This is a genomic window from Halobacillus campisalis, assembly GCF_030345335.1.
Classification (GTDB): domain Bacteria; phylum Bacillota; class Bacilli; order Bacillales; family Halobacillaceae; genus Halobacillus_A; species Halobacillus_A campisalis.
Genome location: NZ_JAPVRC010000001.1, coordinates 811,499 through 838,437, shown reverse-complemented (window position 1 = coordinate 838,437; position 26,939 = coordinate 811,499). Strand labels below are relative to the sequence as shown.

Here is a 26,939-nt window from a genome sequence, read left to right as displayed (position 1 = left end):
GTCGCTGGATTCACATAGGCTGCCGTTTATTTTACACAAAGGCTATTATATAAGAAATAGAGAAGAGAAGTCAAGGAGTTTCTTTATAGAATTCATAAAACAAGCCGGCAATATATAGCCGGCTTGTAATTTTGGATATTAAATATGCTTTTGCATTGTTTCCACAAATTGAATAAGATATTTTTCGTCTGTTTCATCAAATCTTCCGATAGAAGGACTGTCAATATCCAACACTCCATAAATCTCTCCATTTTTAATAACTGGTACGACGATTTCTGATTGACTTGCAGCGTCACAAGCGATGTGACCTGGAAATGCGTGAACATCCTCGATTCGCTGGGTTTTTCTCTCAGAAACTGCAGTTCCGCAAACTCCTTTGCCAGAAGGGATTCTCACACAGGCTGGAAGCCCCTGGAAAGGACCGAGAACAAGCTCGTCCTTCCGCCATATATAAAAACCAACCCAATTCACATCCTCTAAAAATTGATTGAGCAGGGCGGAAGCGTTTGAAAGATTAGCGATTTCGTCGGGTTCTCCTTCTAATAACGCGTCCAATTGTTTGATGAGAAGTGTATACTGATCTTCTTTTGTACCTTTATACTGAGTGGATTGAAACATTTCAAGACCCTCCTGAATTAGTTTTTCGACAAATCTTTGAAGGAATTGTCGGGTTTTGATGTACGATTTTAAAAGGATTTACAATATGAGTGCCGAACTATTCCTAGTAGGGAGGAATCCAAAATGAACAGCGAAATGAATACAAGGCAAAGAGTTCTGGATGTTTCTTGTAGTTTGTTTTACAGCAATGGATTTAATGGGACTTCTGTACGTGATATCGCTAAAAAAGCGAAGGTTAATGTTTCTATTATTCATTATTATTTCAAAAGCAAGCAAGGATTGTTTGAGTCCCTGGCAGTCCAATATTTCGAACCCTACTTAGAAATGCTTGAACAGGAAGCGGAAGCGAAAATTCATGCTGACTTATTAGAATTAATTAAAGGAATTCTACATTATAAACAAGTTCATTATCAACTATCTTGTTTGGTTTATCGTGAACTATCTTTAAATACTATATTCGCTAAAGAAATGCTCGTCACTTATCTTGCGAAAGAAAATCACTTACTGTCTCAAATCCTCTTCAAAAAGCACACGAAATTCGATTTGACTTTTAAAGAAAAGCTTTGTTTACTGCAATTCAAAGGGCTGCTTAACGTGCCTCATATGATGCCTCAGGAGTTTGAAGGGTTCTATATGTCAGAGGACTCTGTTCAGTATTTCGTCCAAACGTACGCTGAAATTATGAGCAAACAAAGCACCTTGAAATTACCTAAGGCGATTTCGATATAAGAGAACTTTCAAGCTGACTATACCCTTGTTTTAAACCTTGAGGGTGGTGAGCGTCAGATCCATATATAAGAGGTATTCCTTTTTTAGAAGCAAGGGCAGCGATGGCGGCAGGGGGATAAGATTCTTTACAATACTCTTTCACTAATCCTGCTCCATTGTAATCAAGTGACAGCCCTTGTCTCTTTACTATGTCTAAAAATGATTCAGCCATGTCCGTCCAATTAGCAGGAGGGGCATAAATCTTTTGGAATTTTTTAATTAAAGACATATGACCGATCCGGTTCGGTTTATAGGGGCCGAGATCTTTAAGTGCGGAATCCTCGAGAACTTGGAAATAAATCTTGTATAAGGATTCATTAGTAAGTGCTGCTTGTTTAGCTGATTTATACATCTCTTTACTGAAATCGATGCAGTACCATTTGTTTTTGATTTCCAGGAAATGAACGGAGAGGATGCTATCGTCTAAATAGGGTCCGTACTCGTCCAAAAAACCTGCCGTCTCTTGTTCAAATCCTTTTATATAGTCAACTTCCAGGCCGAGATTGATCTTGATATCAGACTCGTACGTCCGTTTAAGCTGATTGATTTCCTCGATATAACTTTCTATATTATTCATTGACATCGCACTGTCGCGGTCAGGGACAGGGTCCTCAAAGTTAAGCGGAAGAGGTGCATGCTCTGTAAAACACATAGAAGAATATCCTAACTTAATCGCTTGTTCTATATAGGATTCAATAGAGGCATTTGATCCATGTGGACAATATGGAGTATGAATGTGACCATCGTACATGAGGCTTTCTCCTTTTTGTTTGAATTTATTGTAATTCTACTAATAATTTTGAAATATTTTAGCCAAACAGGTATCTATCATGGTATCATAATAGACAACTAATTTTAATTATGGACGATTAAGCTTAGACAAAGATACATATTGTAAGGAGGCTGTCTATGAGGTACGTTATCGGGGGCATTTTAATACTGATAGCACTGATTATTGTTGGGTTGATTTGGCGGAAAAAAATATATGATGAAGTCGACCGGCTTGAAGGCTGGAAAATGGATATCATGCACCGGAATGTTTCGGAAGAATTGTCAAGAGTGAAGGCTTTGAATCTTTCCGGAGAGACGCAGGACAGATTTGAATCTTGGCGCACTCGATGGGAGCAAATTCTTACGAAGGAACTTCCCGATTTAGAAGAAGATCTGTTCGATGCGGAAGAGTCAGCGGATCGATACAGGCTGACTAAGGTGAAAAAAGTTTTAAATCATACTGAACAAAAACTGCAAGCGATTGAGCAAGATATAACAAACATGTATGAAGAGTTAGAGGTTCTACTGGATTCGGAGAAGAGCAGCAGGCAGGAAATTCAAGCGCTTGAACCAGAATTAAAAGAACTTAAGCGAACAATTATACATAGTCGCCATCAATACGGTAAGGCGGCCGCTTTATTCGAGGCAAGGATAATCGATCTGGAAAATAAGCTTAGTGAATATGAAGAGCTAGTTTCAGAAGGGAATTATATAGAGGCCAGTGATCTAGTCCAATCCATTAGGGAGACTTTAGAAACTCTGAAAGTGGAAATCGAGTTATTCCCGGAACGCTTTAAAAAAACTTCCAAGGAATTGCCTGATCAGCTTTCCGATCTTCTCAACGGGATAAAAGAGATGGACGAAGAGGGATATCGAGTAAATCAAATGGGATTTCTTCCTGAGATAGAAAATTATCAGGAACAGTTGAAGAATCATTCAAATCGGATGGAGAAGGGCGATCAAGAGGATGTTCAACAGCTCATTGACGAAGTAGAACCAAGAATTCAAGAGATGTATCAGTCCTTGGAAAGAGAAGCGATTGCCCATAGCTATGTTGATCAACAGCACCCATCTCTTACAACCTTGCTGGAAGAGCTTGAAGAAGTAATGGAAGAGACGAATAAAGAAATTGAAGAATTGCAAATGACCTATCAAATGGAAGAAGAAGATGTAGAAACACATAGGAATATTGTTCAAATGATGACTCAATTGAAGAAGAAATATTTAAGCTTGAACAAAGGGTTAGAAGATGAACAAACACCGCGTACCCAATTGAAAGATGAGTTGGACATAATAAAGGAAGAATTGGAAGAGTTGAAAGCCAATCACCATAACTTCAATGAGAGAATCCAGACGTTGCGCAGAGATGAAATTGAAGCAAAAGCTAAACTCTCTGAAATGGAGCAGTTGATCAATGATACGGATCGTCGTTTAAAGAGAAGCAATCTGCCAGGCATCCCTACCTTATTTTTCGAAGTTATGCAGAGTGCAAGCGAGCATATAGAAGAAGTATTCGTAAGCTTGGAGAAGCAGCCGCTTGATATGCACGAAGTTCACGAGAAATTAGAAAAAGCTGTACATCATACTGTGCATGTTAATAAGCAAGCTAAAGAATTACTTCATCAAGCCGAGATGGCGGAACGCATGATTCAATACGGCAATCGCTACAGAAGCAAGTATCCGTTAATAGCTGCCAGATTAATGGAAGCGGAGAATGATTTCAGGTCTTATCGCTATGAGGAAGCTTTGGAGCGCGCCGCTTCTGCAGTGGAAGAAGTCGATCCTGGGGCTCTAAGCCGTATAGAAGAGAAAAGGGAAGTACCGGTATAGGAAGTGATTGGATGAAAAGATGGCTGTTAACGATATTGGCATTTATGTCCGTTTCCATTTGGACCGTAGTGCTCATAATTTTCTTCAACCTATCCGAAGAAAAAGTTGTTTCTAGTCATAGTCAATCAATTCCTACATCATTGGCTGAACGACAATATGGCGTAGAGCGTATCAATATGCCTGAAGAAGGTAAAGAGGAAGAGCGTAGAATGGATACGGTCATTGGAGAAACGGTAATATCAAAAATATGGGTAGATGATATGAGTGAAGACGGAAGAGTCAGTATCGATACCTTATTGAAAACCCTAGAACTGGATGATTGACTTTAAAGAAAGTTCAAAGCTAGTATCCTATAAAGGATGCTAGTTTTTTTTGCGCGAAGTAGCATAATTTCTTTTATTGGACAAATGTGATAAGATTATGGACTGCGATTCAAAAACTAAAGGAGCTAATCCTATGATATATTTTGATAATAGTGCGACGACCAAGCCATTTGAAGAAGTAATGACTGCGTATCAGAAGGCAGCCATCCAATTCTTTGCTAATCCCTCATCATTACATTACTTAGGCAGTGATGCAGAAAGACTGTTAATGAGAACGAGACAAGCGGTGGCTGAACAGTTGCGAATAGAAACTGAAGAAGTGGTATTTACTTCAGGTGGCACGGAAGGCAACAATTTAGCTATTAAAGGTATTGCTTTTCAGCATCAAACACGAGGTAAACACTTGATTACTTCGTCAGTAGAACATCCCTCTGTTCTCGAAGTATTTAAAGAGCTTGAACAGAATGGTTTTGAAGTTTCATACGCATCTGTGGATCATTCAGGTAAAGTCGATCCAGAAGAGATCAAGTCACTCATCAGAAAAGATACTATTTTAATAAGCATTATGTCTGTGAATAATGAGTTAGGAACAATTCAGCCCATTGAGGAAATCGGGGACATCGCGGGCATGTATCCTAAAGTATTCTTTCATGTGGACCACGTACAAGGGATCGGTAAGGTGCCTCTTTCTCTAAAAAAAGCTAAAGTGGACCTGTGCAGTATATCCGGCCATAAAATACATGGTTTAAAAGGTACTGGAATTTTATACGTGCGAAAAGGGGTCCTGCTTTCTCCTTTATTTCACGGCGGAGGGCATGAATCCAACCGGAGGTCAGGTACTGAAAACCTGCCAGGAATGGTTGCTTTTGCAAAAGCGTTACGAAAGATTAAGGAAAAAGAAAAAAAACAGTTGAACGAGTTAATTCACTTGCGTCACCACTTGATTAATCACCTAAACGTGATGGAGGAAGTAATTATCAACTCGCCTCTATCAGGAGCGCCGCACATTATTAATGTGTCGGTGCCTGGTATTAAACCAGAAGTGATGATTCACGCTTTAGCGAAAAAAGATATATTTGTCTCAGCAAAATCAGCATGCTCTTCTAAACAGCCTGACGTAAGCTCAGTATTAAAAGCATGTAATCTGAAAGAAAATGTGACAAAGTCAGCCATTAGAATAAGCTTATCTTATTCCAGTACGATTGAAGAAGCTGATCTATTTTTGGAAGAATTCAATTCAGCTATACGTTACCTTGAGAAGGGAAGATAAACATGCAGTTCGACTTAATATTAATACGCTATGGTGAGATGGCGATCAAAGGAAAAAACAGAAATTATTTTGAAAGAAAACTTCAAAACCACTTAATAAAAAAACTGGAACCATTCAAGGAAACGCGGGTAAAGAAAAGTAGAGACCGTATGTATGTAGTGCTTAACGGTGAAGACCCTCATGCTGTTATGAAAGAATGTCAAGAGGTCTTCGGGATCCACTCGTTAAGCTTCGCTGTTAAAGTGGAAAAAGAAGAAACTGAAATTAAAAAGGCTTCTTTGTATGCTTTTCAGGATGCCCACAATGCGAAAACCTTCAAAGTATCTTCAAAGAGAGCAGATAAAAGCTTCTCCATCAGATCACAGGATTTGAACCACAAAGTGGGGGGATACGTCCTTGCGAATACCGATGGAGTTACGGTGAACGTTCACGAACCGGATGTAGAGTTGAAGATAGAAGTTCGCAATGACGCTGCTTATATTACAGCTCAAGATTATCCTGGAGCTGGAGGCCTGCCTGTTGGAACGACCGGAAAATCACTATTGCTTTTATCTGGAGGAATCGATAGTCCTGTTTCAGGTTACTTGACGATGAAAAGAGGGGTGCAGCTTGAAGCGATTCACTTTCATTCCCCTCCGTATACAAGTGATCGTGCTAAACAGAAAGTACTTGATTTGGCGAGTGAATTGGCTAAATATGGCCAGACGATCAACGTTCATATCGTACCCTTTACAGCCCTTCAACAAAAAATTCACCAGGAAATCCCTGAAGGTTATGGGATGACCGTGATGCGTAGAATGATGATGAGGGTGAGTGAACAAATTGCGAGGAAAAGAGAAATTCTTTCTCTGACCACTGGAGAAAGTCTAGGTCAAGTAGCGAGTCAAACGATGGAGAGTATGAACGCGATAAATGATGTTACGAATTATCCAGTCATCCGTCCGCTTGTAGCCATGGATAAGCTGGATATTATCGAAATATCAAGAAAAATTAAAACGTATCCGATTTCCAAACTGCCTTATGAAGATTGCTGCACGATTTTCGTTCCTAAGGCTCCTAAGACGAAGCCAACTCGTGAGAATGCTAACTATTACGAATCTAATGTAGATTTTGAAAAAGAACTGACTGAAGCTATTGAACAAACGGAGATGGTGGAGGTTAGAGCCAGGCAAAAAACAACGGGTGAATTCGACGATTTGCTATAATAAGATTAATTAAACTCACTATACTTGTATAGTGGGTTTTATTCTGATTACGGGAAGGGGTATATAAGGTGGAATTATGGTATGGAGGAAAAATTTATACAATGAAAAAAGAAGGCGAATGGGTAGAAGCGGTCATCACTAATAATGGATTGATTCATGCAGCGGGTGATACCCAGGAGCTTTACAGTGAATATAAGAATGAAATTACGCGGGAGAACGATCTGAAAGGCTCCGTCATGTACCCAGGGTTTACAGACAGCCACCTTCATATCATCGGACATGGAGAACGGCTGATGCGATTGGACCTGACCTTTATGAAATCGGCTGAAGAAGTCTTACAGGCACTTAAGCAGCATGCTGAGCAATTAGAGCCTGGAGAATGGATCATTGGTGATGGGTGGAATGAAAACCAATGGCAGGATAAAAGGATCATCCATAAAGATGAGCTCGATGAGATTTCTAAACATCACCCTATGATGCTGACGAGAGTATGTCGACATGCGCTGTTAGCTAATACGAAAGCTATAGAGTCAGCAGGTATAACTTCAGAAACTGAGAACCCTCAGGGAGGCGTTATCGTCCGGGATGAAAACGATCAACTGACAGGGTACTTCCATGATCAGGCCCAGGAATTAATTAAACAAGCGATGCCAGCTGTAACACCAGAATACTTAAATAAGGCGACTGAGCTTGCTGTACGCGATATGCATGCTTATGGGCTTGTAGGCGGTCACACAGAAGACTTGAATTATTACGGTGGATTCAAAAAAACTTTAAACGCTTTCTATGAAGTGATCAATGGGAAGGATATGAAGTTCAGAGCCCATCTTTTGGTTCACCATGGAGTAATCGATTCTATGGACAAAGAAGGTTTAGGCTTTAAAAAAGGAAAGGAATTCGTTCAGCTAGGGGCTATGAAGATTTTCTCCGATGGAGCTCTTGGAGGCAGGACAGCTTGGCTGTCCGAAGATTACGCAGATGATAGGGGAAACAAAGGGGTACCAATGCACTCAAAACAAGAATTGTTTGAACTTGTCAGGAAAGCCAGGAAGCGCAACATGCCCATAGCTGTCCACGCGATCGGAGACGCAGCTGCTGAAGCGGTGGTTGATGCAGTTATGGAGTATCCTTTGCAAACGGGAGATAGGGACAGGTTAATTCATGCTCAAATATTAAGCCAGACGCTTATTGAAAAGTTAAGAAAGTTGAACATCTCATTAGATATACAACCGACATTTGTGTCTTCTGATTTTCCATGGGTAATCAATCGATTAGGGCAGGTGAGGTTAAAGAGTTCCTACTCTTGGAAGACCTTATTGGATGCAGGAATTGCCTGTGCAGGAGGGTCAGACGCTCCGATCGAGGAAGTTAATCCTCTGCTGGGAATAAGAGCAGCCGTCGATCGAAGAGCTGCCTATGATAATGAAGTATATCAAGCGGAAGAAAGGCTTTCTGTATATGAAGCTATTTCGCTATATACGAAAGGAAGTGCCTACGCTATCAGTGAAGAGCATAGGCAAGGCATAATTGCGGAAGGGTATATAGCTGATTTTACAATACTTGATCGAGATTTATTTACTTTAAAACCATATGAGCTTGCTGATGCAACGGTTAACATGACGGTAGTTGATGGAGAGGTCATGTATCAGAGGACGTAAGGAAAAAGCCAGCCAGGATAAGGCTGGCTTTTTGGGCTTTTATAAAAAGGTCCGTTGTACTCGTTCCCAGTATGAATTATTTTTTAGTTTAACTGTTTTGACTTCTTTATCGCTCAAGCGAATAGTTACATCGCGAATATTTCTGATGGAGTATGCTTCATTATCCATTCCGACTAACGGAAAGTCATTCCCATCCTGTAAAACGTGCAGCTTTAATTTACGATTTGGCCCAAGGATAAAGGAAGATCCCAATGTACGATAACGATTATTGTTCAAAGAGGCCAGCTCACTTACCTGAAAGCATGGAAGCTTTGGATCGACGACAGCTCCTTTAGTCGATTTATTATAGCCCGTGCTTCCTGTAGGAGTTGCTACAATCAGTCCATCTCCTCGGAACGTTTCAAAGTGGATATCATCTATATAAACATCGATCACTATCGACTTGATCAACGTTGAGCGGACACTGCATTCATTCAGGCAGTAGAAGCTTGATTCGTCATTGATCGTCGTTTCAATCACAGGAAAGCGGCGGACTTCAAGCTCTGCATTAAGCATAGAATCAACCATTTCGTTAAAGTTAGTTAAATCAAAATCACAGTATAAACCGGCTTCATCTTTACTGCGGATTCCGACATAAAGACAGTCCTGGCGAAAACCTGTTTTTCTTACAGCTTGGAGAAAGGTGCCATCTCCTCCGACGGAAATGATGATATTGGCATCACTGGGATTTCCTACGATTTCAAAGTCATTTTCTTTTGCTAATTCAAACAAAGGTTGTAATTGCTCGTTTAAGTATTCATTAGGGTGATAGTAAAAATAAAGATTTCTACGTTGATTTGACATCATAATTCCTCCTAATAACGGTTTCTGTTTGTATTTTATCATCTAGCATATGTAATAGATAGCATCTGCCTCTTGCCTTTACATTTGTTTTTATTTCAAATATAGTGAAATGTTGTATAAGCCTGCGTTATCCGTTAAGGTAAAAGAAGAAAAGATCGTAAATAAAAGACTGATGGGGCGCAAGTTGTGTTGTTGACAATAGCGTCCTTTTCAATGAAATAGGAGGACCACGATGAATCAGGAAAAGGTTGAAAAATTATTTACTTGGATTGATGGAACAGCCACAATCGTAGAGCAGGATATGAACGTCACTTATCTAGAAGCCTTAGCAGAAACTTTAGATACACTGTTTAATGGGCAGCCTTTTGATGATATTGAAGAATCCCTTCAAACGAAGCTCACTAATGAACTTGTTAAAGTGAACCGGGAAGATTATGAAAAAGAAGAGATAAGAAAAGCCGTTCAGCTATCTATTCTTAAAGGGATGAAGGGTGCTACCCAGCAGCAGCACTTAATAACCCCCGATTCCGTTGCTATGTTTATGGGATATGTCGCATCAAAACTATTAGAAGGCAGCGATGCTATCAAAATCTTTGACCCTGCAGCTGGAACCGGAAACCTTATGACTTCGGTTATGAATCAGCTGGACATGGAAGTCGCGGCATTTGGCAGTGAAGTGGATCAAACATTGATACAGCTGGCCGTGGCCAATGCCAACCTCCAAAAAAATGAAATAGAATTTTTCCACCAAGACAGTCTGAGGCCATTTTTGATGGAACCTGTCGATTTTGTTTTTTCCGATCTCCCTGTTGGCTATTATCCTGATGAAGTGCAAGCGGCTGATTATAAACTGAAAGCAGAGCAAGAGCATTCTTACGCACATCATCTGTTTATTGAACAGGGATTGAATTACACAAAAGAAGGCGGCTACCTTATGTTTATCGTCCCTAATTTCTTGTTCGATAGTGATCAGTCACAAAAACTGAACGAGTACCTGCGGGAAGAAGCTCATATTGTAGGGATGCTGCAATTGTCCGATTCTTTATTTAAAGACGAGAAACACGGCAAAAGCATCTTGATCCTGCAGAAAAAAGGGAAAGAAACGAAGCCGCCTAAACAAGCCTTGCTTGTAAAGCTTCCATCCTTTAAAAATCCGAATGCCATGTCTGATATTCTAGCTCAGATGAATCAATGGTTTGAAGATTATAAAACGACAAAATTGTGAGAAAATAAAAAATATAACAAGTAAACGTTATCAAATGGGTTAGACCTTGAAATTGGCTGGTGCGGGTGATTAAATGGTAATGGTAGAAAGATGCGAACCTATAATTAAGGGGATGAACAACGTTGAATAATATTCTTGCAATCAATGCAGGCAGTTCTTCTTTGAAGTTTCAATTAATTGAAATGCCTGAAGAGACCGTCGTTACTAAAGGATTAGTTGAACGAATCGGTATACAAGATTCTGTATTTACTATTGAGTTTGATGAAGAAAAAGATAAAACGGTCACAAATATCGAAGACCACGCGGTAGCTGTTAAAATGCTTCTAGAAAAGCTTACAGCTCATGGGATTATTCAATCACTGGATGAAATTGATGGAGTGGGCCACCGTGTCGTCCACGGCGGTGAAAAGTTCAGTGAGTCAGTTTTGATTACGGATGAAGTCATCCAGGAAATAGAGGATGTTTCTGACCTGGCCCCTCTTCATAACCCTGCTAACTTGACAGGAATCCGTGCGTTCCGTGAAGTACTTCCAAACGTTCCGCATGTTGCAATTTTCGATACAGCCTTTCACCAAACAATGCCGGAGCAATCTTATTTGTATAGTCTTCCATACGAATATTATGAAGACTACGGAATCCGTAAATACGGTTTTCACGGTACTTCTCACAAATATGTCTCTGAACGTGCAGCTGAAATGCTCGGTCGTCCAGTAGATCAACTGCGTCTGCTTTCTTGTCACCTGGGTAATGGAGCAAGTATCGCTGCCATCGAAGGCGGAAAATCGATTGATACTTCCATGGGCTTCACTCCATTGGCTGGGGTTACGATGGGAACTCGTTCTGGTAACATTGATCCAGCCTTGATTCCTTTCATTATGGAGAAGACAGGTAAATCAGCAGCGGAAGTCATGAACGTTCTAAATAAAGAAAGTGGTATGCTTGCTCTTTCTGGTTTCTCAAGTGATCTTCGTGACATACAGGAGAAAGCAGGAGAAGGGGACGAGCGTGCAGAATTAGCTTTGGAAGTGTTTGCTAATCGTATCCACAAATATATCGGTTCTTACGCATCCCGTATGCATGGAATTGACGGAATTATTTTCACGGCGGGTGTAGGTGAAAATAGTATTTCTATTCGTGAACGTGTCCTTAAAGGACTTGAATTCATGGGAGTTTACTGGGATCCTTCTCTTAACCAGGTTCGTGGAAAAGAAGCTTTCGTCAACTATCCGCACTCTCCTGTTAAAGTTATGATTATTCCTACAAATGAGGAAGTTATGATAGCACGTGATACAGTAGAAAAAGGATTGTAATCCTAAAACAGGTCAGCTCATCGAAGCTGACCTGTTTTTTTATAGAAGCTTTCTTATATTTAAGACGTAGTTTGGAGACATAGTGCGAGTTTAGGGGCGGAAGGAAAGCGAGTAGATTCCCACCCCCCTGACTCCTAATACGGCAACGAACCTCGTTTATCTTGAAATCCTGTCATCCAGTTGAATAACTATCTTGTAACAAATTTAAGATTTCAATTAACATAGATTTAGATTTTAAGTTAAAGAAACCCTTCACTCCATGTTCAACTTTTCATATTATGGATACAATAGGAATAAGTGAAAGAATAAAGGAGTGGTTCCTTTGTCTACAAAAAGAGTACTTGAAAATATCGAGAAATGGCGCAAACGTCAGATCAGTTATGAGGCGAATGATTTCGAGATGGTTTATTCAGACTGGGTTCAAGATTCTTTTAATCAAATCAGTCCTGAATGGCAGGAGAAATTCTTTTCGAAACTTGATGATTGGTTATTTCATACACATGCTTTTCTGCAGGGGACTAACTTTCAAATGGATGCAAGAGAACGGATATTAACTGTTGGCCGGATTTTTCAAGAGGATATGAAACAGATGGAAGATATGAAAAAGCTGACAATTGATCAATTGACTTACATAGCTGATCAACAAACAGCGCGCAGCCGGCTTTATTCATTTGCCCAAGGAGGATTGACAGGTACAGGAGGGCTCGTACTACTGGGGGTTGACTTCCCTCTGATGATGGGGATGAATCTCCGGACGATTCAATTAGTTGGGCTTACTTTCGGTTATGAGATGAACCACCCTTACGAAATGATGATTTCACTGAAAGTATTTCATGCGGCGACGTTGCCAAAGAGAATGCAAGCAAAGGCATGGGATGAATTAATCGAAGAAATTGGAACAAATAGTCTTCCATTCATTTATGAAGGAGATGACCGGCTCACAGAATCAACCTGGATTGAACAGCCTTTGAAACAAGTATTCAAGTCGTTGTTCATTTTAATGTTTAGAAAGAAGCTCTTTCAAGGAATACCTTTAGTGAGTGTTGCGATTGGAGCTCAGTCTAATTATAATCTTACGAAAAGAGTTTCGGAATTCGCTACGAAGTTTTATCAGTACCGACACCTTATGGAGAAGGGGGAAGTATAGTGTCTGTAGAAGAGCATAAAAAAGAAGCACCGGATATTGTGCAGTGTATGGTTATTACGGTAAGTGACACACGAACGAAGGAAACGGATAAAAGCGGGGCTTACATCAGCGACGCCCTTCAAGAAGATAACCACGTCGTCAAGGATCATATGATTGTAATCGATGATAAATTAAAAATCAAAGCTGCTGTCCGCCATGGAATGGAACGGAATGATGTAGATGCCATTTTAATCAACGGGGGGACTGGAGTAGCCGCGAGGGATGTTACTATAGAAAGTGTCACCCCCTTATTTGATAAGGGGCTGCCGGGGTTCGGAGAAATATTCCGAATGCTGAGCTACACCGAGGATATTGGGTCAGCCGCGATTTTGTCTAGAGCGGAAGCAGGCGTAGCAGCCAATACAATAATATTTGCCATGCCAGGGTCAAGTGGTGCGGTGAAGCTTGCCATGAATAAACTGATTATCCCTGAAATTCAGCATCTTGTAAGAGAAGTTCGAAAGGATTTATAAAACAACAACTCCACTTATGCTGTGGAGTTGTTGCTTTATGTTTTGGCTATGTTAAAGGTGGTAGTTGATATTGATAAGTGAGTTATTCAACAATATGGCAGGATAGTGGAAGACTTGATTTTGAGATAATCTCGGTTCGTTATGATAAAGAGTGCTGGGATTGCTGTGAAGCTACTCGCTTTCCTGTGGGGGAAGTGGCGAGCTTCCTCGGGCTTTTCAGCCCTGTGGGATCTCGCCTACATCCTTCTCCCACGGGAGTCTCGCAGCTTCCCATCAACCCCATACGAAATGGAATGAACGAACCCCCTTGGCATTTGACATAAAAAGACTTTCGAGCTCTCATCTAAGCCGCGTACTTCAGCTATAGCGATTAGCGACTAATGAGTTTGTAAGTCGGCATCGAATCACTATGTACTTCGTGTTTCTTTTATCTCCGGCAGCTCAGAACTAAGCGCTTTCGCTTTTATAAAAAGGTAGATCGCTCCAATCACCAATGCGAAGTACGTTACGTGAGAAAAAGAACTACTTTCACTCAGAAGAAGCGTGTTTTACCCCTTCATTCTTTCGGTTATAGAGCTTTATAAAAAGGGCTCGCAACATTTGAAAATTGGGATGCGAGTCAGGGTACTAACAGAAATGTGTGCTTTTTCTTGAAGCGGTTTCGAGATACTTATATAGCAATGGGGCGGAGGGAAACGGTGAGACTCCTGGGGGAGGAGGATCAGCGCCCGCCCCCCGGAAAGCGATCCGTTTCCCGGAGCCGCAAAATTCTCCTTATGTCTCGAAACTGAGTCTTCAACATAAGGAGCATATATGAATATCAACACGGAACTTTAACAAAGCCTATGTCTTAAGACTTGTTTTCTCGTACTACGAGTACGTCACATAAAGCATATCTAGTGATATGTTCAGATACACTGCCGATGAAGAAGCGTTCCATTAGATTCAAACCTGTGGCGCCACATATGATAAGATCGGCATTGAATTTAGGTGCTACGTCTTTTGCGATTTTTACTTTAGGAGAACCATATTCAATGCTTACGGTCACATTTTTCACGCCTGCGTTTTCGGCTTTCAGCTGATATTCCTCTAGAAGTTCTTTTGCATATTTCTCCGCACGTACAGCAAGTGACCGATCATAAGCTTCCACCGTAGAGAAAGCTCTAGTATCAACAACATGAGATAAAACAAGCTGGGCGTCGTTACGATTAGAGATATCAATAGCCTTTTTAAAAGCTACCTCAGCAGTTTCAGAACCATCTACAGCTACCACAATGTTTTTATATTCAAATGTCATCACGAACACTCCCTTCCTTTTCTTACCTTTATTATATCATGACTACTTTCAAACAATTTCAACTTTTTTTTGAACGTTTCCGTAACTTTTCCCTTTCATGACAATTGGGTAAAGGACAAACAAAATGACGAATGTGAGAAAACCAGGTGAAGCGGATTGGGGTAGTAAGAAGTATGTGATTCCGCCGCACATGATCAATAAGAAAGCATAAGGATTTAAGCTTTGTGAATCTTTTAAAAGGAGCAAACTTTCACTTGTCAACCGCATTCGTTTAACGACTAAGAAGTCACTTGAAATGATAGCTGAAATCGGTATAATCATTCCGCCTAGGATTGATATGAATGATTCTGCCTCACTTACAAGAGTGGGAAATCCGCTGCAAATCACCCCGAAGGTTCCAAACAGTACGGCGCTCTGTATTCTCGTTAATCGGCTGAACGTATTAAGAAGACTATAGCCTCCTGTATAGGCATTACTAATGTTAATTGAAATCATAGAAACAATGGCGGTGGCTGTAATGATCGATATTAACATCGGCGAGGTTGTTTGGTTAGTTGAAGAAATATAAGGATTGATGTGATTGAATAAAGATGCTGAGGCGCAGCCGATGACAGCGGTTATTATGAAACCTATGGTGTTACCAGTGAGCAGCCCAAAAAAACCATGCTTAGGAGATTTAGCATACCTTGTCATGTCAGCAGCCGCATTGACTCCAGATACGTATTGAACGAAAGCTAGACTTGCGTAAAGAAGCATCATAGATCCACTTGCGGATATGTTCATTTCAAGCGTCTCCTGTGAAAGAGTGCGCCCACTTGTAGTAAAGTATATGTATAAAATGGTTCCTTCTCCAATCAATAATAGAGGAAGAAAAAAAGTTGTCGCTTTTTTAACGGCTTCAAATCCTATAATGGCTAAAATCACCATAAGCATGGCAAAAGGCACAGAAAAGAAATGAAATGGGATGTCTATTCCTGTTAATCGAAGCATCAAGTGTTGAATGACCATAGTTCCACCGATGGTTTGTACACTGAACCAGTATAAAGAAGTCAAAGTTCTAATCGGAGACGAAATGTACCTCGCACCTTTAGAGCCGAGCATCGTACGTACGGCATATTGTGCAGGAACTCCAAGCCTTGCCCCGGGTAAGGAAAGTAAAGAAACGAGTATAAAACCTGCTATTGCCCCGAAACTAGTGGCTAGCACCCCTTCTGAAAAAGTGAGCCCTCCTTCCATGACGGCGAGGGCAGGAATAAGAAAATTACCAGCATTAGCCGCTATCGCAATTTGAATGATGGCGAACTGGTACCATGGCGTTGCCCTTTGCTCTTTGGGCGCGGCTTCCACACCGATGGTTTCTAATAAGCGCTTACGATGTTTGGAGGAAGTATTCAACGTTTTTTTCACTACCTTTCTAACGAATTAATTCTACATAAACAACCTACTAAAGTAAACACACAAAAGGTTCTGATAAAGGAGGACTTTCAATGCGGCACGCTATCATTACAGCAGGAGCAAAAGGGTTAGGAAGAAAAGTCACAGAGGATTTCTTAGAAAGAGGAAATTCAGTTACGATCACTTATTTGACAGATCGTACTAAAGTGGAAGATCTCATATCAAGTTATGAAGATATAAAGGAACGTATTCATGCCGTTCAAGTCGACGTTACTGAGGCGGACGATTTAGAGCGATTGGTCAACGAGACGATAGAACGATTCGGAAGAGTGGATTACTTGATCAACAATGCAGGTCCTTACATTTTTGAAAGGAAAAAGCTTGCCGACTATTCTACAGGCGAATGGAATTCGATGATTCGTGGAAACCTAGACTCAGCGTTCCATTTATTGAGACTAACTCTCCCTTATATGAGAAAACAAAAATTCGGACGTATTATTAATTATGGTTTTCAAGGTGCTGACTCAGCGTCTGGATGGATTTATCGTTCGGCGTTCGCTGCGGCCAAAGTTGGTTTAGTCTCATTAACTAAGAGCATTGCATTTGAAGAAGCTGAATTCGGAATTACTTCCAATATGATCTGTCCTGGCAATATTACAGGTGAAATGAAAGAAGCATCAATTGATATAGGAAAAACATTAAAAGATCCCGATACGCCTATAGGCCGTCCTGGTACAGGGGGAGATATTGCGCGGACTATATCCTTCCTTTGTGAAGAAGATTCGGACATGATTACAGGAACGATCTATGAAGTGACTGGTGGTTTGGACGTCATTCATCGTCACAGGTAGAAGCAGATGTGAAGAGATAGAACAAAGTACAGTTTTCTTCTGTGGATGGGAACTTTTATAGTTTGGTGGTATAGTTGAACTATAAGGACTAAAGTATAATACCGGTGTTTATTTGGAGGGTGTAAGCATATGAAAATCGGAATACCTATCGAAGTGAAAAATAATGAAAATCGTGTCGCTATGACCCCTGCAGGAGTAATGACTTTAACGAAGGCAGGCCATGAGGTGTTCATAGAAAAAGGAGCGGGACTCGGTTCGGGTTTCGCAGACGTACACTACGAAGAAGCAGGCGCAGTAATTGTCGGTACTGCGAAAGAAGCGTGGGGTCAGGAAATGGTCATGAAAGTAAAAGAACCTCTCCCCCAGGAATATGATTATTTTTACGAAGGGCTTATTTTGTTTACTTACTTGCACCTGGCGCCGGAGCCAGAGTTGACAAAAGCGCTGATTGACCGTAAAGTTGCAGCCATTGCTTATGAAACAGTCCAGCTTTCAAATGGTTCTCTTCCTTTATTGACTCCAATGAGTGAAGTTGCTGGTAAGATGGCTTCTCAAATCGGAGCGCAAATTCTTGAAAAACCTCATGGAGGACGCGGGGTATTATTAGCGGGGATTCCTGGAGTTCAGAGAGGTAAAGTGACCGTTCTCGGAGGAGGAGTAGTAGGAACGAATGCTGCAAAAATCGCCGTCGGATTAGGTGCCGACGTGACCATTATCGACTTGAATCCAGAGCGGCTGCGTCAATTGGATGACCTTTTCGGGAAAGATATAAATACGCTGATGTCTAACCCTATGAACATTCAAGAGTCACTAAAGGCTTCCGACCTTGTCATAGGGGCCGTACTTATACCTGGAGCTAAAGCTCCTAAAATCGTTACGGAAGAAATGGTAAAAGAAATGCCTGAAGGGGCGGTCATAGTCGATGTGGCTATTGATCAAGGAGGCATTTTCGAAACAACTGACCGGATTACGACTCATGATAATCCCACATATGAAAAACATGGGGTTCTTCACTATTCCGTAGCCAATATGCCTGGCGCTGTACCTAGAACTTCCACGATCGGTTTAACGAATGTAACTGTACCATATGCCTTGCAGTTAGCTGATAAAGGGCTGAAACGCTCTTGTTTAGAAAATGAGGCTTTACTAAAAGGAATCAATACTTTAGACGGTTTCGTCACTTATCAAGCCGTAGCCGACGCTCATCAGTTGGATTATGCAGCAGCTGCAGATCTTCTGAAAAAATAATAAAACAGCAGAATGTTGAGTGTTCTGCTGTTTTTCTCTTTTGTTTTTTTGTTAAAATAAAAAAAATGAAACAAATCAGATGAATAATCCGTATAAACAGGTACACAGGATCAAGAGAAAGGAGAGGTGGACACTTGGGATTTTTTTCGAAGCTGTTTTCAAATAAAGATGCTAAACAACCTGAAGTGCAAGAACGAACAGCACTTAATATTCAGGTAGGAGATATCATCACATATGATCTTGTGGATTATGAGGTGGTTGGAAAAATCACATATCGCGACGGAGGGTACGAGTGGTTCTCCTACCAGCTGCTAGAGGGAAGCAATATTAAATGGCTGGCTTCTGAGATGGACGAGGAGTTAGAACTCGGTATCTATGAAACCGTCAAGCTGCCTATGAATACTTTTCCTGCTCAAATCGTTTATAATGAAAGTACGTACCATAAAGATGAGGAGGGTGAAGCGTATGTAGTCGGGGAAGGCCGAAGTCAGAATGTTAACGGCCGTACTATACGCTATGCCGAGTATATCGCAGATGATGAAGAAACTTATCTGTCGCTGGAGTCATGGGGCAGTGAGATTGAAGTAAGTTACGGATATGATATTGACGAGTTTGAGCTCAAAATAATAGCAGGTTCCAAATAATAAGGAGGAATGAATCATGTTTAAATTTTTTAACCGAGTAAAAACTGTAGTAGGTGCAGAATTGAATTCAATGCTGGATAAAGCGGAAGACCCGGTGAAAATGCTGGAACAATTCATGAGGGATATGGAGAACGATATACGTGACGCCGAAACAGCCGTGGCGAAGCAGATTGCCAACGAGAAAATGCTGAAACGCAAGTATGATGATGCGCAAGCGCTGGCGGACAAGCGGATGAAACAAGCTGAGAAAGCCATGGAAGCAGGTAATGAGGATCTGGCCCGTCGTGCACTAGAAGACAAAAACAGTCAGCAGCAGCAGGCAGACCAATTTAAAACTTCTTATGAGCGTGCTGAACAAGATTCGGCTAATCTTCGTAAAAAACTGGATGAGATGAAGAAAGAATACCAGGAAATGAAATTGAAGAAGGATTCTCTTAAAGCAAGAGCAGAATCTGCTCAAACACGCACGAAGATGAATCGTACCATGTCCAGCATCGGAAGTGATGAATCACGCCAAGGATTTGATCGTATGGAAGAGCGAGTGATGCAGTATGAAGCGGAAGCTGAGACTAGCGAAGATCTATCGCAGTCGAACCGTTCTTTAGACGATGAATTTGAAGAAATAGATAAAAAAGATAGTGTGGATGATGAGTTGGCAGAACTTAAAAAGAAAATGAATAAAGAGTAACGGCTTCGGTTGTGCCTGACGATTGTTCAGGCACAATTCATTTTTTTAATGAAAGGAGGAGCTGAAGTTGAAGGATTATGTTGGATTGTTCATAGTCATCATCATCGCGATTGTCGTTGCTTATAATTCCTTCGGCAACTTCGGGAATGGTTCAAGAGGAATGTCAGGTTCAAATGCGCAAGATACATATCAAGAATTGCCCGATGAACCGTCAAGGAGCGAAGTGCTGGCTGCAATCGATGATTCAGAGGCTACATCGATTCGTTCCGTTATTAGAGACAGCTTCCCGCTTCTTGATACGGTGGAAACCGATGAAGGAGATTCCGAAATTTATATGACTCAGGAGCTGACGCTCCCGGAAACCGCAGAGCAATTAGAGAATAAAATTAACCCAGAAGACATCAGTGATCGCGAGGAAGGAAAGCAAGTATTGTTTTATCCTAACGAGTTTGTGATTTTACAAGAAAGTGATGAGGAACCTGGGCTGGTTTTGATCGAAGTTGCGAGTGATGAATTTGTGAGAAATAATTATTCACCGAGCTTTTTCCAGGGGCTTGTGGCCTATTCACTACTGAATAGTATGTTAGGTTCGAACAATTGGGCCAGCCAAAGAGAATCTAGCTGTCGGGCAAGCGGTGATTGTTACGGTGGTTACGGGATGTATGGAGGATCTAATTCAGGATCCGGTTCATTCAGAGGGTCAACTAATCGAGGCGGAGGTCCCGGCTCAGGAAAATAGAGGAGGCTATATTTATGGAACCACTTTTAGCTACAGTTGGGTATTTTGCAGTTGGAATATTAGTAGTTGTTATCGGATTATTTATATTTGAGTTACTAACAAGGCAGTACAAAGATTGGGACGAAGTGAAAGCCGGAAATCAAGCAGTGGCTATGTCGATTGCTGGTAAAATAATCGGGATATGTATTGTTCTTTCCTTCGCGATTTATCACAGCTATACTATTATGGATACTCTTTTGTGGGGAATTTGCGGGGTAGTATTGCAAATGGTTGCATACTTGCTGTTTGAATTATTTACGAGAAAGTTTTCAGTAGAGACTCAATTGAAGAGTAACAATACAGCTGTAGGTATAATATCTATGGGTGTATCCATAGGATTAGCTTTTGTTATAGGTGCATCCATTACATAAGCTTCTTATCGAAAAGCCACTATGCCTATTACATAGTGGCTTTTCAAGTGTATGTGTGAGATATAGAGTGACTAACGGAGTGAAAGCAATGGAAACAGAAGGAATTAAAAAAAGCCATCTCATTTATTGGGCATCCGGGATTGTGTCAATCTGCGGAATTATATTTGAGGTATTGTTTGGAGCATTAGGCTCTTATATATTAGGGGACGGAGTCAAACAGTACACTATAACCATCAGTCTGTTCTTAACAGGTATGGGTATAGGTGCAAGCATCAGCGAAAAAGTAATGAAACAACTGATCGTTACTTTCATTTGGATCGAATTCATGGTGGCTTTTATCGGAGGTTTTTCAAGCTTTATGATGTTTGGGATGACTGCCTACGCCCCTGATGGAACGGACGCTTTATTCTTATACATGGTCACCTTCACCATCGGGGCGCTTACAGGATTGGAACTGCCCATTCTAATTAGAAAAGCGAACGAAATAGGGGTAGAGCTTAGCCGCAGTACGGCAAGAGTTCTTTTCTCAGATTATGCTGGCGGTTTAATCGGTGGATTGCTATTTGCCTTTTATTTACGTCCGCAAATGGGTATGGTGAAAAGTGCATTCCTTGTCGGGTGTATTAATCTGGCTGTCGCCGCTATTGTACTTTATTTATTTCGCTCTGAAATAAAGCGTATGGCTGTTCACGTTTCTGCGGCAGTTTTTATCGGGGTTTTACTTATTGGAGGTCTTTTCTTTGGAGAAGAAGTGGCCTTTTCATTCGAACAGAAACTTTATAAGGATCCAATTGTTCATAGCGAAGAAAGTAATTATCAGAAAGTGATATTAACCCGTGACGAAGGTGATACCAGGCTGTTTCTGGATGGTTCTCTTCAGTTCAGCTCAATAGATGAACACCGGTACCATGAAACACTGGTCCTGCCAGCTATGGAAGCAGCTGAAAAAAAGGAAAGCGTACTGATTCTTGGAGGGGGAGACGGAATTGCTGCTCATGAAGTGCTGCGTTACGACGAAGTTGATCACGTAGCGCTTGTAGACTTGGACCCTGCGGTCACGGATCTGGCAGCTAATAATCGTCACTTAAGAGAGCTCAATCATGGGGCTTTAGATGATGAACGGGTGGAAGTGATCAATGATGATGCTTTTCAGTTTTTAGAAGACTCCAATGAGTTGTACGATGTCGTCATTATAGACCTGCCCGATCCTAATAATGAAAGCCTGAATAAGCTCTATACCCGGGAATTCTATTCATTAGTAAGAAATCATCTCACGCCTCAAGGCGTTTCGATGATTCAGGGGACGAGTCCGGTATTTGCAAGAGAAGTTTATTGGACGATCGATACTACGATCAGAGATACAGGGCTGTCCGTCGAGAATTTCCACGTGGATATTCCGAGCTTCGGCAATTGGGGGTTTCTGATGGCGAGTCGTGAACCTGTTGCAGTGGAAGATATCGAAATCACTAAAGATACAGAATTTTTAACAGCTGATCTGCTTCAGTCCATGACTGTGTTTGGAAAAGACGAAGATAGGGAAATTGTTAATCGTAACGGCGAGTCTGTTTCTTTATCACCTAATACATTGATTCATCCTAACCTTATTCAAAAATATGAACAGGCTTGGCAAAATTATTAATATTTTGAAGGAGTGGTAGAGTGCAAGTATCATTTCACGGGCATTCAGTAGTAAAGGTTGAAGCAAATGGAAAAACGATTTTAATCGATCCGTTCATTTCGGATAATGGAAACACTGATTTAAGTGCAGATGATGTACATGCGGATGTTATTTTATTGACTCATGGTCATAACGATCATGTGGGTGATACATTTGATATAGCTAAACGCTGTGATTCTCAAATAGTAGCCCCTTTTGAATTAGCAACTTATTTAGGGAATAAGGGGTTGAATGCTCACCCTATGTATATCGGGGGGAGCCATTCATTCGACTTTGGTACAGTTAAATTAACTCAGGCTTTTCATGGTTCTTCTTACGAGGAGGAAGATGGCACGACTATCTATACAGGAATGCCCACGGGGATTTTACTGACAATCGACGGAAAGACCATTTATCATGCAGGGGATACGGGTCTCTTTAGTGACTTGAAAATGATCGGGGAACAAAACTCCATCGACCTTGCCTTCTTGCCGATAGGAGATAACTTCACGATGGGTCCAGAGGATGCTCTTCTTGCAGCTGAATGGGTTAGAGCGAAACAGGTAGTCCCAATCCACTACAACACCTTTGATTTAATTAAACAAGACGGAGAAGCCTTTGCAGAAAAAGTTACTCCAGGCGAAGGGAAAGCGTTACAGCCCGGAGATGTGATAGAACTATAATCAGCGTAAAAAGTCCACGACGTACTCGTGGGCTTTTTTTATGCTTTGTTTTTATTTAGAGGAATAATTGCAGGATAACTGTATCACTTGTATAATAACAATAATAGCGGAAATTACTAGTACAGTTGGAAAGAATGGTGAATTTAATTGGCTACCAAACATGAACAGATCCTCGAGCACATTGATTTATTATCTGTTGGAAGCAAAATTTCAGTCAGAGGAATCGCGAAAGCCTTAAATGTGAGTGAAGGGACGGCCTACAGAGCGATAAAGGAAGCTGAGAATCAGCATTTAGTAAGCACGATTGAACGTGTAGGAACGATTCGTATCGAAAAAAAGAAAAAAGAGAATATCGAACGGCTGACTTTTGCTGAAATCACAAAAGTGGTAGACGGGCAAGTTATGGGAGGAAGAGAAGGTCTGCACAAGACACTTAATAAGTTCGTTGTCGGAGCAATGAAGCTTGAAGCGATGATGCGTTATACGGAAGCGGGATCTTTACTAATTGTAGGTAACCGAACCAATGCTCACGAACTGGCAGTGAAAGAAGGAGCTGCCGTGTTAGTGACTGGGGGGTTCGACACTACTGATAAAGTGAAGAAGCTGGCCGATGAAAAGAAGCTGCCTGTAATCTCAACTAGTTACGATACATTTACTGTAGCAACGATGATCAACCGTGCGATTTACGATCAATTGATCAAGAAGGAGATTGTTCTGGTTGACGACATTTACACCCCATTAGAAGAAGCGAGTTTTTTAAAGACGAGTGAAGATGTGTCTCGCTGGCATGAATTAAATGAAGAAACACAGCATAGTCGTTATCCGGTAATAGATGCCAATAAACGTGTAGTAGGAATGGTGACGTCAAAAGATGTTATCAATCAAGAACCAAACATTAGAATAGAAAAAGTGATGACGAAAAACCCGATGACCGTCCAGACTCGAACCTCCCTTACAAATGCAGCGCACATGATGGTTTGGGAAGGTATTGAACTGATGCCTGTCGTCGATCAGGCCCACAAGCTGCAAGGTATCGTCTCGCGGCAGGATGTATTAAAAGCATTACAGAATTTGCAGAGGCAGCCGCAAATCGGGGAAACAATCGATGATTTAGTCTCTAACCAACTTCAATTAAGTGAAGAAGACATAGAAGATTTCACATTGGAAACAACCGTTACGCCACAAATGACGAATCAATTAGGAACCCTTTCATATGGAGTGTTTACTTCTCTCATAACGGAAGCGTCCAGCCGTTTACTTAGTAAACACAAAAAAGGAAATTTAGTAGTTGAAAACATATCTTTATTGTTCATTAAACCTGTCCAGCTCGAAAGTGTAATTGAAATCAAACCACAATTGCTGGAGATTGGAAGGAAGTTCGCCAAGGTAGACGTAGAAGTTCACCACAATAAATCGATTGTTGGCAAAGCTTTGTTGATGGCCCAATTAATTGACCGATAAGGAGAAACAAAAAAACCGCTGAAATCAGCGGCTTTTTTGACGGAGTTTTGCATATTCGTTCTTATAATGTCTGCTCGCTTTAAATCCTAGACGAAATTGAAAAACACCTAGTATTAAGAATAAAATACCTATGAATAGGGACAATCTAGTTTCATAAAAAAGGTACTGATTGATGCCGAATACGAAAATGAAAACACCTAAGAATATCTTAGCCTTGCTGTTCAAATATTCTTGCGTTAAAGGATCTTTCGTCCTGAGAACCATGACTTTATAGTAGATATAAAGAACGAAAGAAACAAGTATAGCAACTGGGAAAAGTATCATATGTATCTGCTCCTGCTTAAAAAATATTGTACGCTGTCCATTGTAGCTTGTTTTATTATGTTTTACTACCTGTACTTCTTAAATTGTGTGATAATGGTAAGAAGATTTGTAAAAGAGAGGGATCGTTATCAAATGTCTATAGCACAAATAGGTGAAGCAATTAATAATTTCGACACAATTATTATCCATCGCCATGTTAGGCCTGATCCTGATGCATATGGATCGCAGGGCGGACTGGCAGAATTGATTCGCCACAACTATCCGCATAAAAAAGTCTATGTTACGGGCAAAAGTGAAGAGTCTCTGAGATTCTTATTAGAGATGGATGAATTGGAAGACGATCATTACCGGGGAGCGTTAGTCATTGTCTGTGACACAGCGAACCAAGCCCGGATTGATGATCAACGTTATTCTGAAGGATCTCTGTTAATCAAAATCGATCACCACCCTGATGTTGATGGGTATGGGGATATTAATTGGGTAGATACAACTTCCAGTTCTACTTGTGAAATGATTTTTCAGTTGTTTAAACAGAACAAGAAACTTGAGTTGAACAACAAAGCAGCGCGTCTCCTGTACGCAGGGATTGTCGGAGACACGGGAAGATTTTTGTTTCCTAGTACTACAAAAGCAACACTGAAAGCAGCTGCCGAACTTGTCACCTATGATTTTAACCGGCCCGACTTATATGACAATATGTACAGCACGCCTTTGAAAGTTGCTAAATTAAAGGGGTATGTATTGCAGAACTTTACCGTAAACCCAGAAGGGTACAGTACCATCAGACTCTCTAAAGAAGTCCTTGAGGAATATGATGTGACTTCCACTGAAACAAGTGCACTGGTAGGTCTGCTTGGTGATATAGAAGGAATACTTGCATGGGCGTTTTTTGTAGAGGAAGAGGATACGATTCGGGTGCGTCTTCGCTCAAAAGGACCAGTGATCAATGGTATTGCTGCTAACCACAATGGAGGGGGGCATCCTATGGCGTCGGGAGCTTCGGCGGAAACATGGGAGGAAACCGAAGTGATTGCCAATGAATTGAGGGAAGTTTGTGTAAAGTATTCAGAAGAAGCATTGAATTAATCACAGTAAACTCCCCCTTAAGAATCCAACGATATAGATAAAAGCAGAGTGACCTGAGTCGTAATGATTAACCGTTCAACAGTAAGTTTATATTTAAAATCTTCTACTTCAAAGGATTTATTCTCTAATGTAGAAATGATAAGGTCACTTTGCTGTGCTATATCTTCAATATTTTCGCCTGTAATGCTTTGCAACTGGTCTTTGACCATAGAGGAGAGCTGATGTTGAGTCAATTTATCGATTTGAAGTTCTTTGGCATTGGAGAAATTCGGCCGGACTTCCTGAATCGTCAACACTTGCTTCTTTTCTTTATCAGCTTCTTTCTCCGAGTCCAGCAGGCCTTCATATTTAGCTTCCAATGCACTCAATTCAGAAGACAATTGGATGTTTTCTTCTTCGAAATGTTCATGAAGCTGATCGTTCATAAAAACAAAAAGCACATACCCTGCGATAGCTCCTAAAATGAACCCCGCATAAAAACGCCTCCACTCTATCCTTCGTAATTGCGGAGGAATGTACAATTAAACTACCTCCTCACCTAGCAGCAATTCAAATATGAAAAGGGCGGCTTGTACTCCTCCCATGGCTGCTACTATGATCATAACCTGCTTGAATAGATCGAAAGTCGAGCCCTCGAATATCCCACGTTCAAAATTGCTTATGGCATCGAACGTCCCGCCAATCGCAGCCACAATAGCCCAAATTCTTAATCCTTTAGCTATTCGAAACATGGAAGTCAATGGAGCTTCTCCAGTTAAGAAACTTCCAATACTGCCGATCAATGTACCACCCATAATGACACCGAAAGCGATAAAGAAGCAGTGAATCATTGAAACCACTAATCGTTCTTCCATTTTGTCCCTCTTTTCTATGAATGTGGACACCTATATATTAACCAAGCTATTCGGAATGTAGTGGTTATATGCAGGAGGCTTTTATCCACTGTAAGAATTCCATATAATGATATACAAGAAAG

28 protein-coding genes are annotated in these 26,939 nt (G+C 40.9%); 20 read left to right on the top strand and 8 right to left on the bottom strand.

Features of this window, described 5'->3' with window-relative positions:
* Window positions 1–138 precede the first annotated feature (138 nt).
* Window positions 139–618 carry a GAF domain-containing protein gene (locus O2Q26_RS04180; protein ID WP_289214682.1) on the bottom strand — a complete coding sequence of 160 codons (480 nt, stop codon included), beginning with the start codon at window positions 616–618 and terminating at the stop codon, window positions 139–141.
* Window positions 619–741: 123 nt separating this feature from the next.
* Here O2Q26_RS04180 and refZ point away from each other — a divergent pair, with 123 nt between their 5' ends.
* On the top strand, window positions 742–1,347 hold the full coding sequence (gene refZ / locus O2Q26_RS04175) for a forespore capture DNA-binding protein RefZ (protein ID WP_289214681.1): 606 nt from the start codon (window positions 742–744) through the stop codon (window positions 1,345–1,347).
* On the opposite strand, the gene hisJ is transcribed toward refZ, so the two are convergent.
* Complete coding sequence (gene hisJ, locus O2Q26_RS04170; RefSeq protein ID WP_289214680.1) at window positions 1,328–2,137, bottom strand: histidinol-phosphatase HisJ; 810 nt, start codon at window positions 2,135–2,137, stop codon at window positions 1,328–1,330. The two genes, refZ and hisJ, sit on opposite strands and share 20 nt — an antisense overlap.
* Before the next feature lie 158 nt (window positions 2,138–2,295).
* Here hisJ and ezrA point away from each other — a divergent pair, with 158 nt between their 5' ends.
* The 5 genes from ezrA (at window position 2,296) to O2Q26_RS04145 (ending at window position 8,443) form a co-directional block, all read left to right on the top strand.
* Window positions 2,296–3,987 (top strand): septation ring formation regulator EzrA, encoded by a 1,692-nt coding sequence (ezrA, locus tag O2Q26_RS04165; protein WP_289214679.1) that lies wholly within the window; start codon window positions 2,296–2,298, stop codon window positions 3,985–3,987.
* Between the two features lie 11 nt (window positions 3,988–3,998).
* Window positions 3,999–4,310, top strand: coding sequence for a hypothetical protein (locus O2Q26_RS04160; protein ID WP_289214678.1), 312 nt, complete (start codon window positions 3,999–4,001; stop codon window positions 4,308–4,310).
* 133 nt (window positions 4,311–4,443) lie between these two features.
* Window positions 4,444–5,580, top strand: coding sequence for a cysteine desulfurase family protein (locus O2Q26_RS04155; protein WP_289214677.1), 1,137 nt, complete (start codon window positions 4,444–4,446; stop codon window positions 5,578–5,580).
* A gap of 2 nt (window positions 5,581–5,582) precedes the next feature.
* Window positions 5,583–6,785, top strand: coding sequence for a tRNA uracil 4-sulfurtransferase ThiI (thiI, locus tag O2Q26_RS04150; protein WP_289214676.1), 1,203 nt, complete (start codon window positions 5,583–5,585; stop codon window positions 6,783–6,785).
* Between the two features lie 68 nt (window positions 6,786–6,853).
* On the top strand, window positions 6,854–8,443 hold the full coding sequence (locus tag O2Q26_RS04145) for an amidohydrolase (protein WP_289214675.1): 1,590 nt from the start codon (window positions 6,854–6,856) through the stop codon (window positions 8,441–8,443).
* A gap of 39 nt (window positions 8,444–8,482) precedes the next feature.
* Here O2Q26_RS04145 and O2Q26_RS04140 read toward each other — a convergent pair whose 3' ends face one another.
* Window positions 8,483–9,286, bottom strand: coding sequence for an NAD kinase (locus O2Q26_RS04140; RefSeq protein WP_289214674.1), 804 nt, complete (start codon window positions 9,284–9,286; stop codon window positions 8,483–8,485).
* A gap of 232 nt (window positions 9,287–9,518) precedes the next feature.
* Between O2Q26_RS04140 and O2Q26_RS04135 the strand changes: the two genes are divergently transcribed.
* From O2Q26_RS04135 to O2Q26_RS04120, 4 genes are all read left to right on the top strand, one after another.
* Entirely contained in the window at window positions 9,519–10,511 is a 993-nt protein-coding gene (locus O2Q26_RS04135) for a class I SAM-dependent methyltransferase (protein WP_289214673.1), read from the top strand.
* A 122-nt stretch (window positions 10,512–10,633) separates the two neighbouring features.
* Window positions 10,634–11,821 carry an acetate kinase gene (locus tag O2Q26_RS04130; RefSeq protein ID WP_253937491.1) on the top strand — a complete coding sequence of 396 codons (1,188 nt, stop codon included), beginning with the start codon at window positions 10,634–10,636 and terminating at the stop codon, window positions 11,819–11,821.
* 313 nt (window positions 11,822–12,134) lie between these two features.
* Entirely contained in the window at window positions 12,135–12,968 is an 834-nt protein-coding gene (locus tag O2Q26_RS04125; protein WP_352232203.1) for an EcsC family protein, read from the top strand.
* Entirely contained in the window at window positions 12,968–13,480 is a 513-nt protein-coding gene (locus O2Q26_RS04120; protein WP_289214671.1) for a MogA/MoaB family molybdenum cofactor biosynthesis protein, read from the top strand. The genes O2Q26_RS04125 and O2Q26_RS04120 overlap by 1 nt, the downstream gene beginning before the upstream one ends.
* A gap of 850 nt (window positions 13,481–14,330) precedes the next feature.
* Here O2Q26_RS04120 and O2Q26_RS04115 read toward each other — a convergent pair.
* Window positions 14,331–14,777 carry a universal stress protein gene (locus O2Q26_RS04115; protein WP_289214670.1) on the bottom strand — a complete coding sequence of 149 codons (447 nt, stop codon included), beginning with the start codon at window positions 14,775–14,777 and terminating at the stop codon, window positions 14,331–14,333.
* A 48-nt stretch (window positions 14,778–14,825) separates the two neighbouring features.
* Window positions 14,826–16,172 carry a cytosine permease gene (locus O2Q26_RS04110; RefSeq protein WP_289214669.1) on the bottom strand — a complete coding sequence of 449 codons (1,347 nt, stop codon included), beginning with the start codon at window positions 16,170–16,172 and terminating at the stop codon, window positions 14,826–14,828.
* Window positions 16,173–16,264: 92 nt separating this feature from the next.
* Between O2Q26_RS04110 and O2Q26_RS04105 the strand changes: the two genes are divergently transcribed.
* From O2Q26_RS04105 to O2Q26_RS04065, 9 genes are all read left to right on the top strand, one after another.
* Entirely contained in the window at window positions 16,265–17,023 is a 759-nt protein-coding gene (locus O2Q26_RS04105; protein ID WP_289214668.1) for an SDR family oxidoreductase, read from the top strand.
* Window positions 17,024–17,152: 129 nt separating this feature from the next.
* Window positions 17,153–18,271 carry an alanine dehydrogenase gene (ald, locus tag O2Q26_RS04100; RefSeq protein WP_289214667.1) on the top strand — a complete coding sequence of 373 codons (1,119 nt, stop codon included), beginning with the start codon at window positions 17,153–17,155 and terminating at the stop codon, window positions 18,269–18,271.
* 134 nt (window positions 18,272–18,405) lie between these two features.
* Complete coding sequence (locus O2Q26_RS04095; RefSeq protein WP_289214666.1) at window positions 18,406–18,915, top strand: DUF4178 domain-containing protein; 510 nt, start codon at window positions 18,406–18,408, stop codon at window positions 18,913–18,915.
* Window positions 18,916–18,931: 16 nt separating this feature from the next.
* Window positions 18,932–19,603: a PspA/IM30 family protein gene (locus O2Q26_RS04090; RefSeq protein WP_289214665.1), complete on the top strand. Its 672-nt coding sequence runs from the start codon at window positions 18,932–18,934 to the stop codon at window positions 19,601–19,603.
* Window positions 19,604–19,670: 67 nt separating this feature from the next.
* Window positions 19,671–20,342, top strand: a complete 672-nt coding sequence (locus O2Q26_RS04085; protein ID WP_289214664.1) for a DUF4247 domain-containing protein — start codon at window positions 19,671–19,673, stop codon at window positions 20,340–20,342.
* A 14-nt stretch (window positions 20,343–20,356) separates the two neighbouring features.
* A complete protein-coding gene (locus O2Q26_RS04080) occupies window positions 20,357–20,752 on the top strand; it encodes a DUF350 domain-containing protein (protein ID WP_289214663.1) in 396 nt (131 codons plus the stop codon).
* Between the two features lie 88 nt (window positions 20,753–20,840).
* Window positions 20,841–22,391: a polyamine aminopropyltransferase gene (locus O2Q26_RS04075; protein ID WP_289214662.1), complete on the top strand. Its 1,551-nt coding sequence runs from the start codon at window positions 20,841–20,843 to the stop codon at window positions 22,389–22,391.
* A gap of 20 nt (window positions 22,392–22,411) precedes the next feature.
* A complete protein-coding gene (locus O2Q26_RS04070; protein ID WP_253934540.1) occupies window positions 22,412–23,092 on the top strand; it encodes a metal-dependent hydrolase in 681 nt (226 codons plus the stop codon).
* A 147-nt stretch (window positions 23,093–23,239) separates the two neighbouring features.
* Entirely contained in the window at window positions 23,240–24,553 is a 1,314-nt protein-coding gene (locus O2Q26_RS04065; protein ID WP_289214661.1) for a DRTGG domain-containing protein, read from the top strand.
* Between the two features lie 24 nt (window positions 24,554–24,577).
* Here the strand turns inward: O2Q26_RS04065 and O2Q26_RS04060 are convergent, their stop codons facing one another.
* Window positions 24,578–24,877, bottom strand: coding sequence for a YtpI family protein (locus O2Q26_RS04060; protein ID WP_289214660.1), 300 nt, complete (start codon window positions 24,875–24,877; stop codon window positions 24,578–24,580).
* 132 nt (window positions 24,878–25,009) lie between these two features.
* Here O2Q26_RS04060 and O2Q26_RS04055 point away from each other — a divergent pair, with 132 nt between their 5' ends.
* Entirely contained in the window at window positions 25,010–25,963 is a 954-nt protein-coding gene (locus O2Q26_RS04055; protein ID WP_289214659.1) for a DHH family phosphoesterase, read from the top strand.
* Window positions 25,964–25,980: 17 nt separating this feature from the next.
* Here O2Q26_RS04055 and ytrI read toward each other — a convergent pair whose 3' ends face one another.
* Both ytrI and ytrH read right to left on the bottom strand, forming a co-directional pair.
* The gene (ytrI, locus tag O2Q26_RS04050; RefSeq protein WP_289214658.1) at window positions 25,981–26,484 is read right to left on the bottom strand and encodes a sporulation membrane protein YtrI; all 504 of its coding nucleotides are present in this window, start codon (window positions 26,482–26,484) and stop codon (window positions 25,981–25,983) included.
* Entirely contained in the window at window positions 26,485–26,817 is a 333-nt protein-coding gene (gene ytrH / locus O2Q26_RS04045) for a sporulation membrane protein YtrH (RefSeq protein WP_253934535.1), read from the bottom strand. It lies immediately after the preceding gene.
* Window positions 26,818–26,939 lie beyond the last annotated feature (122 nt).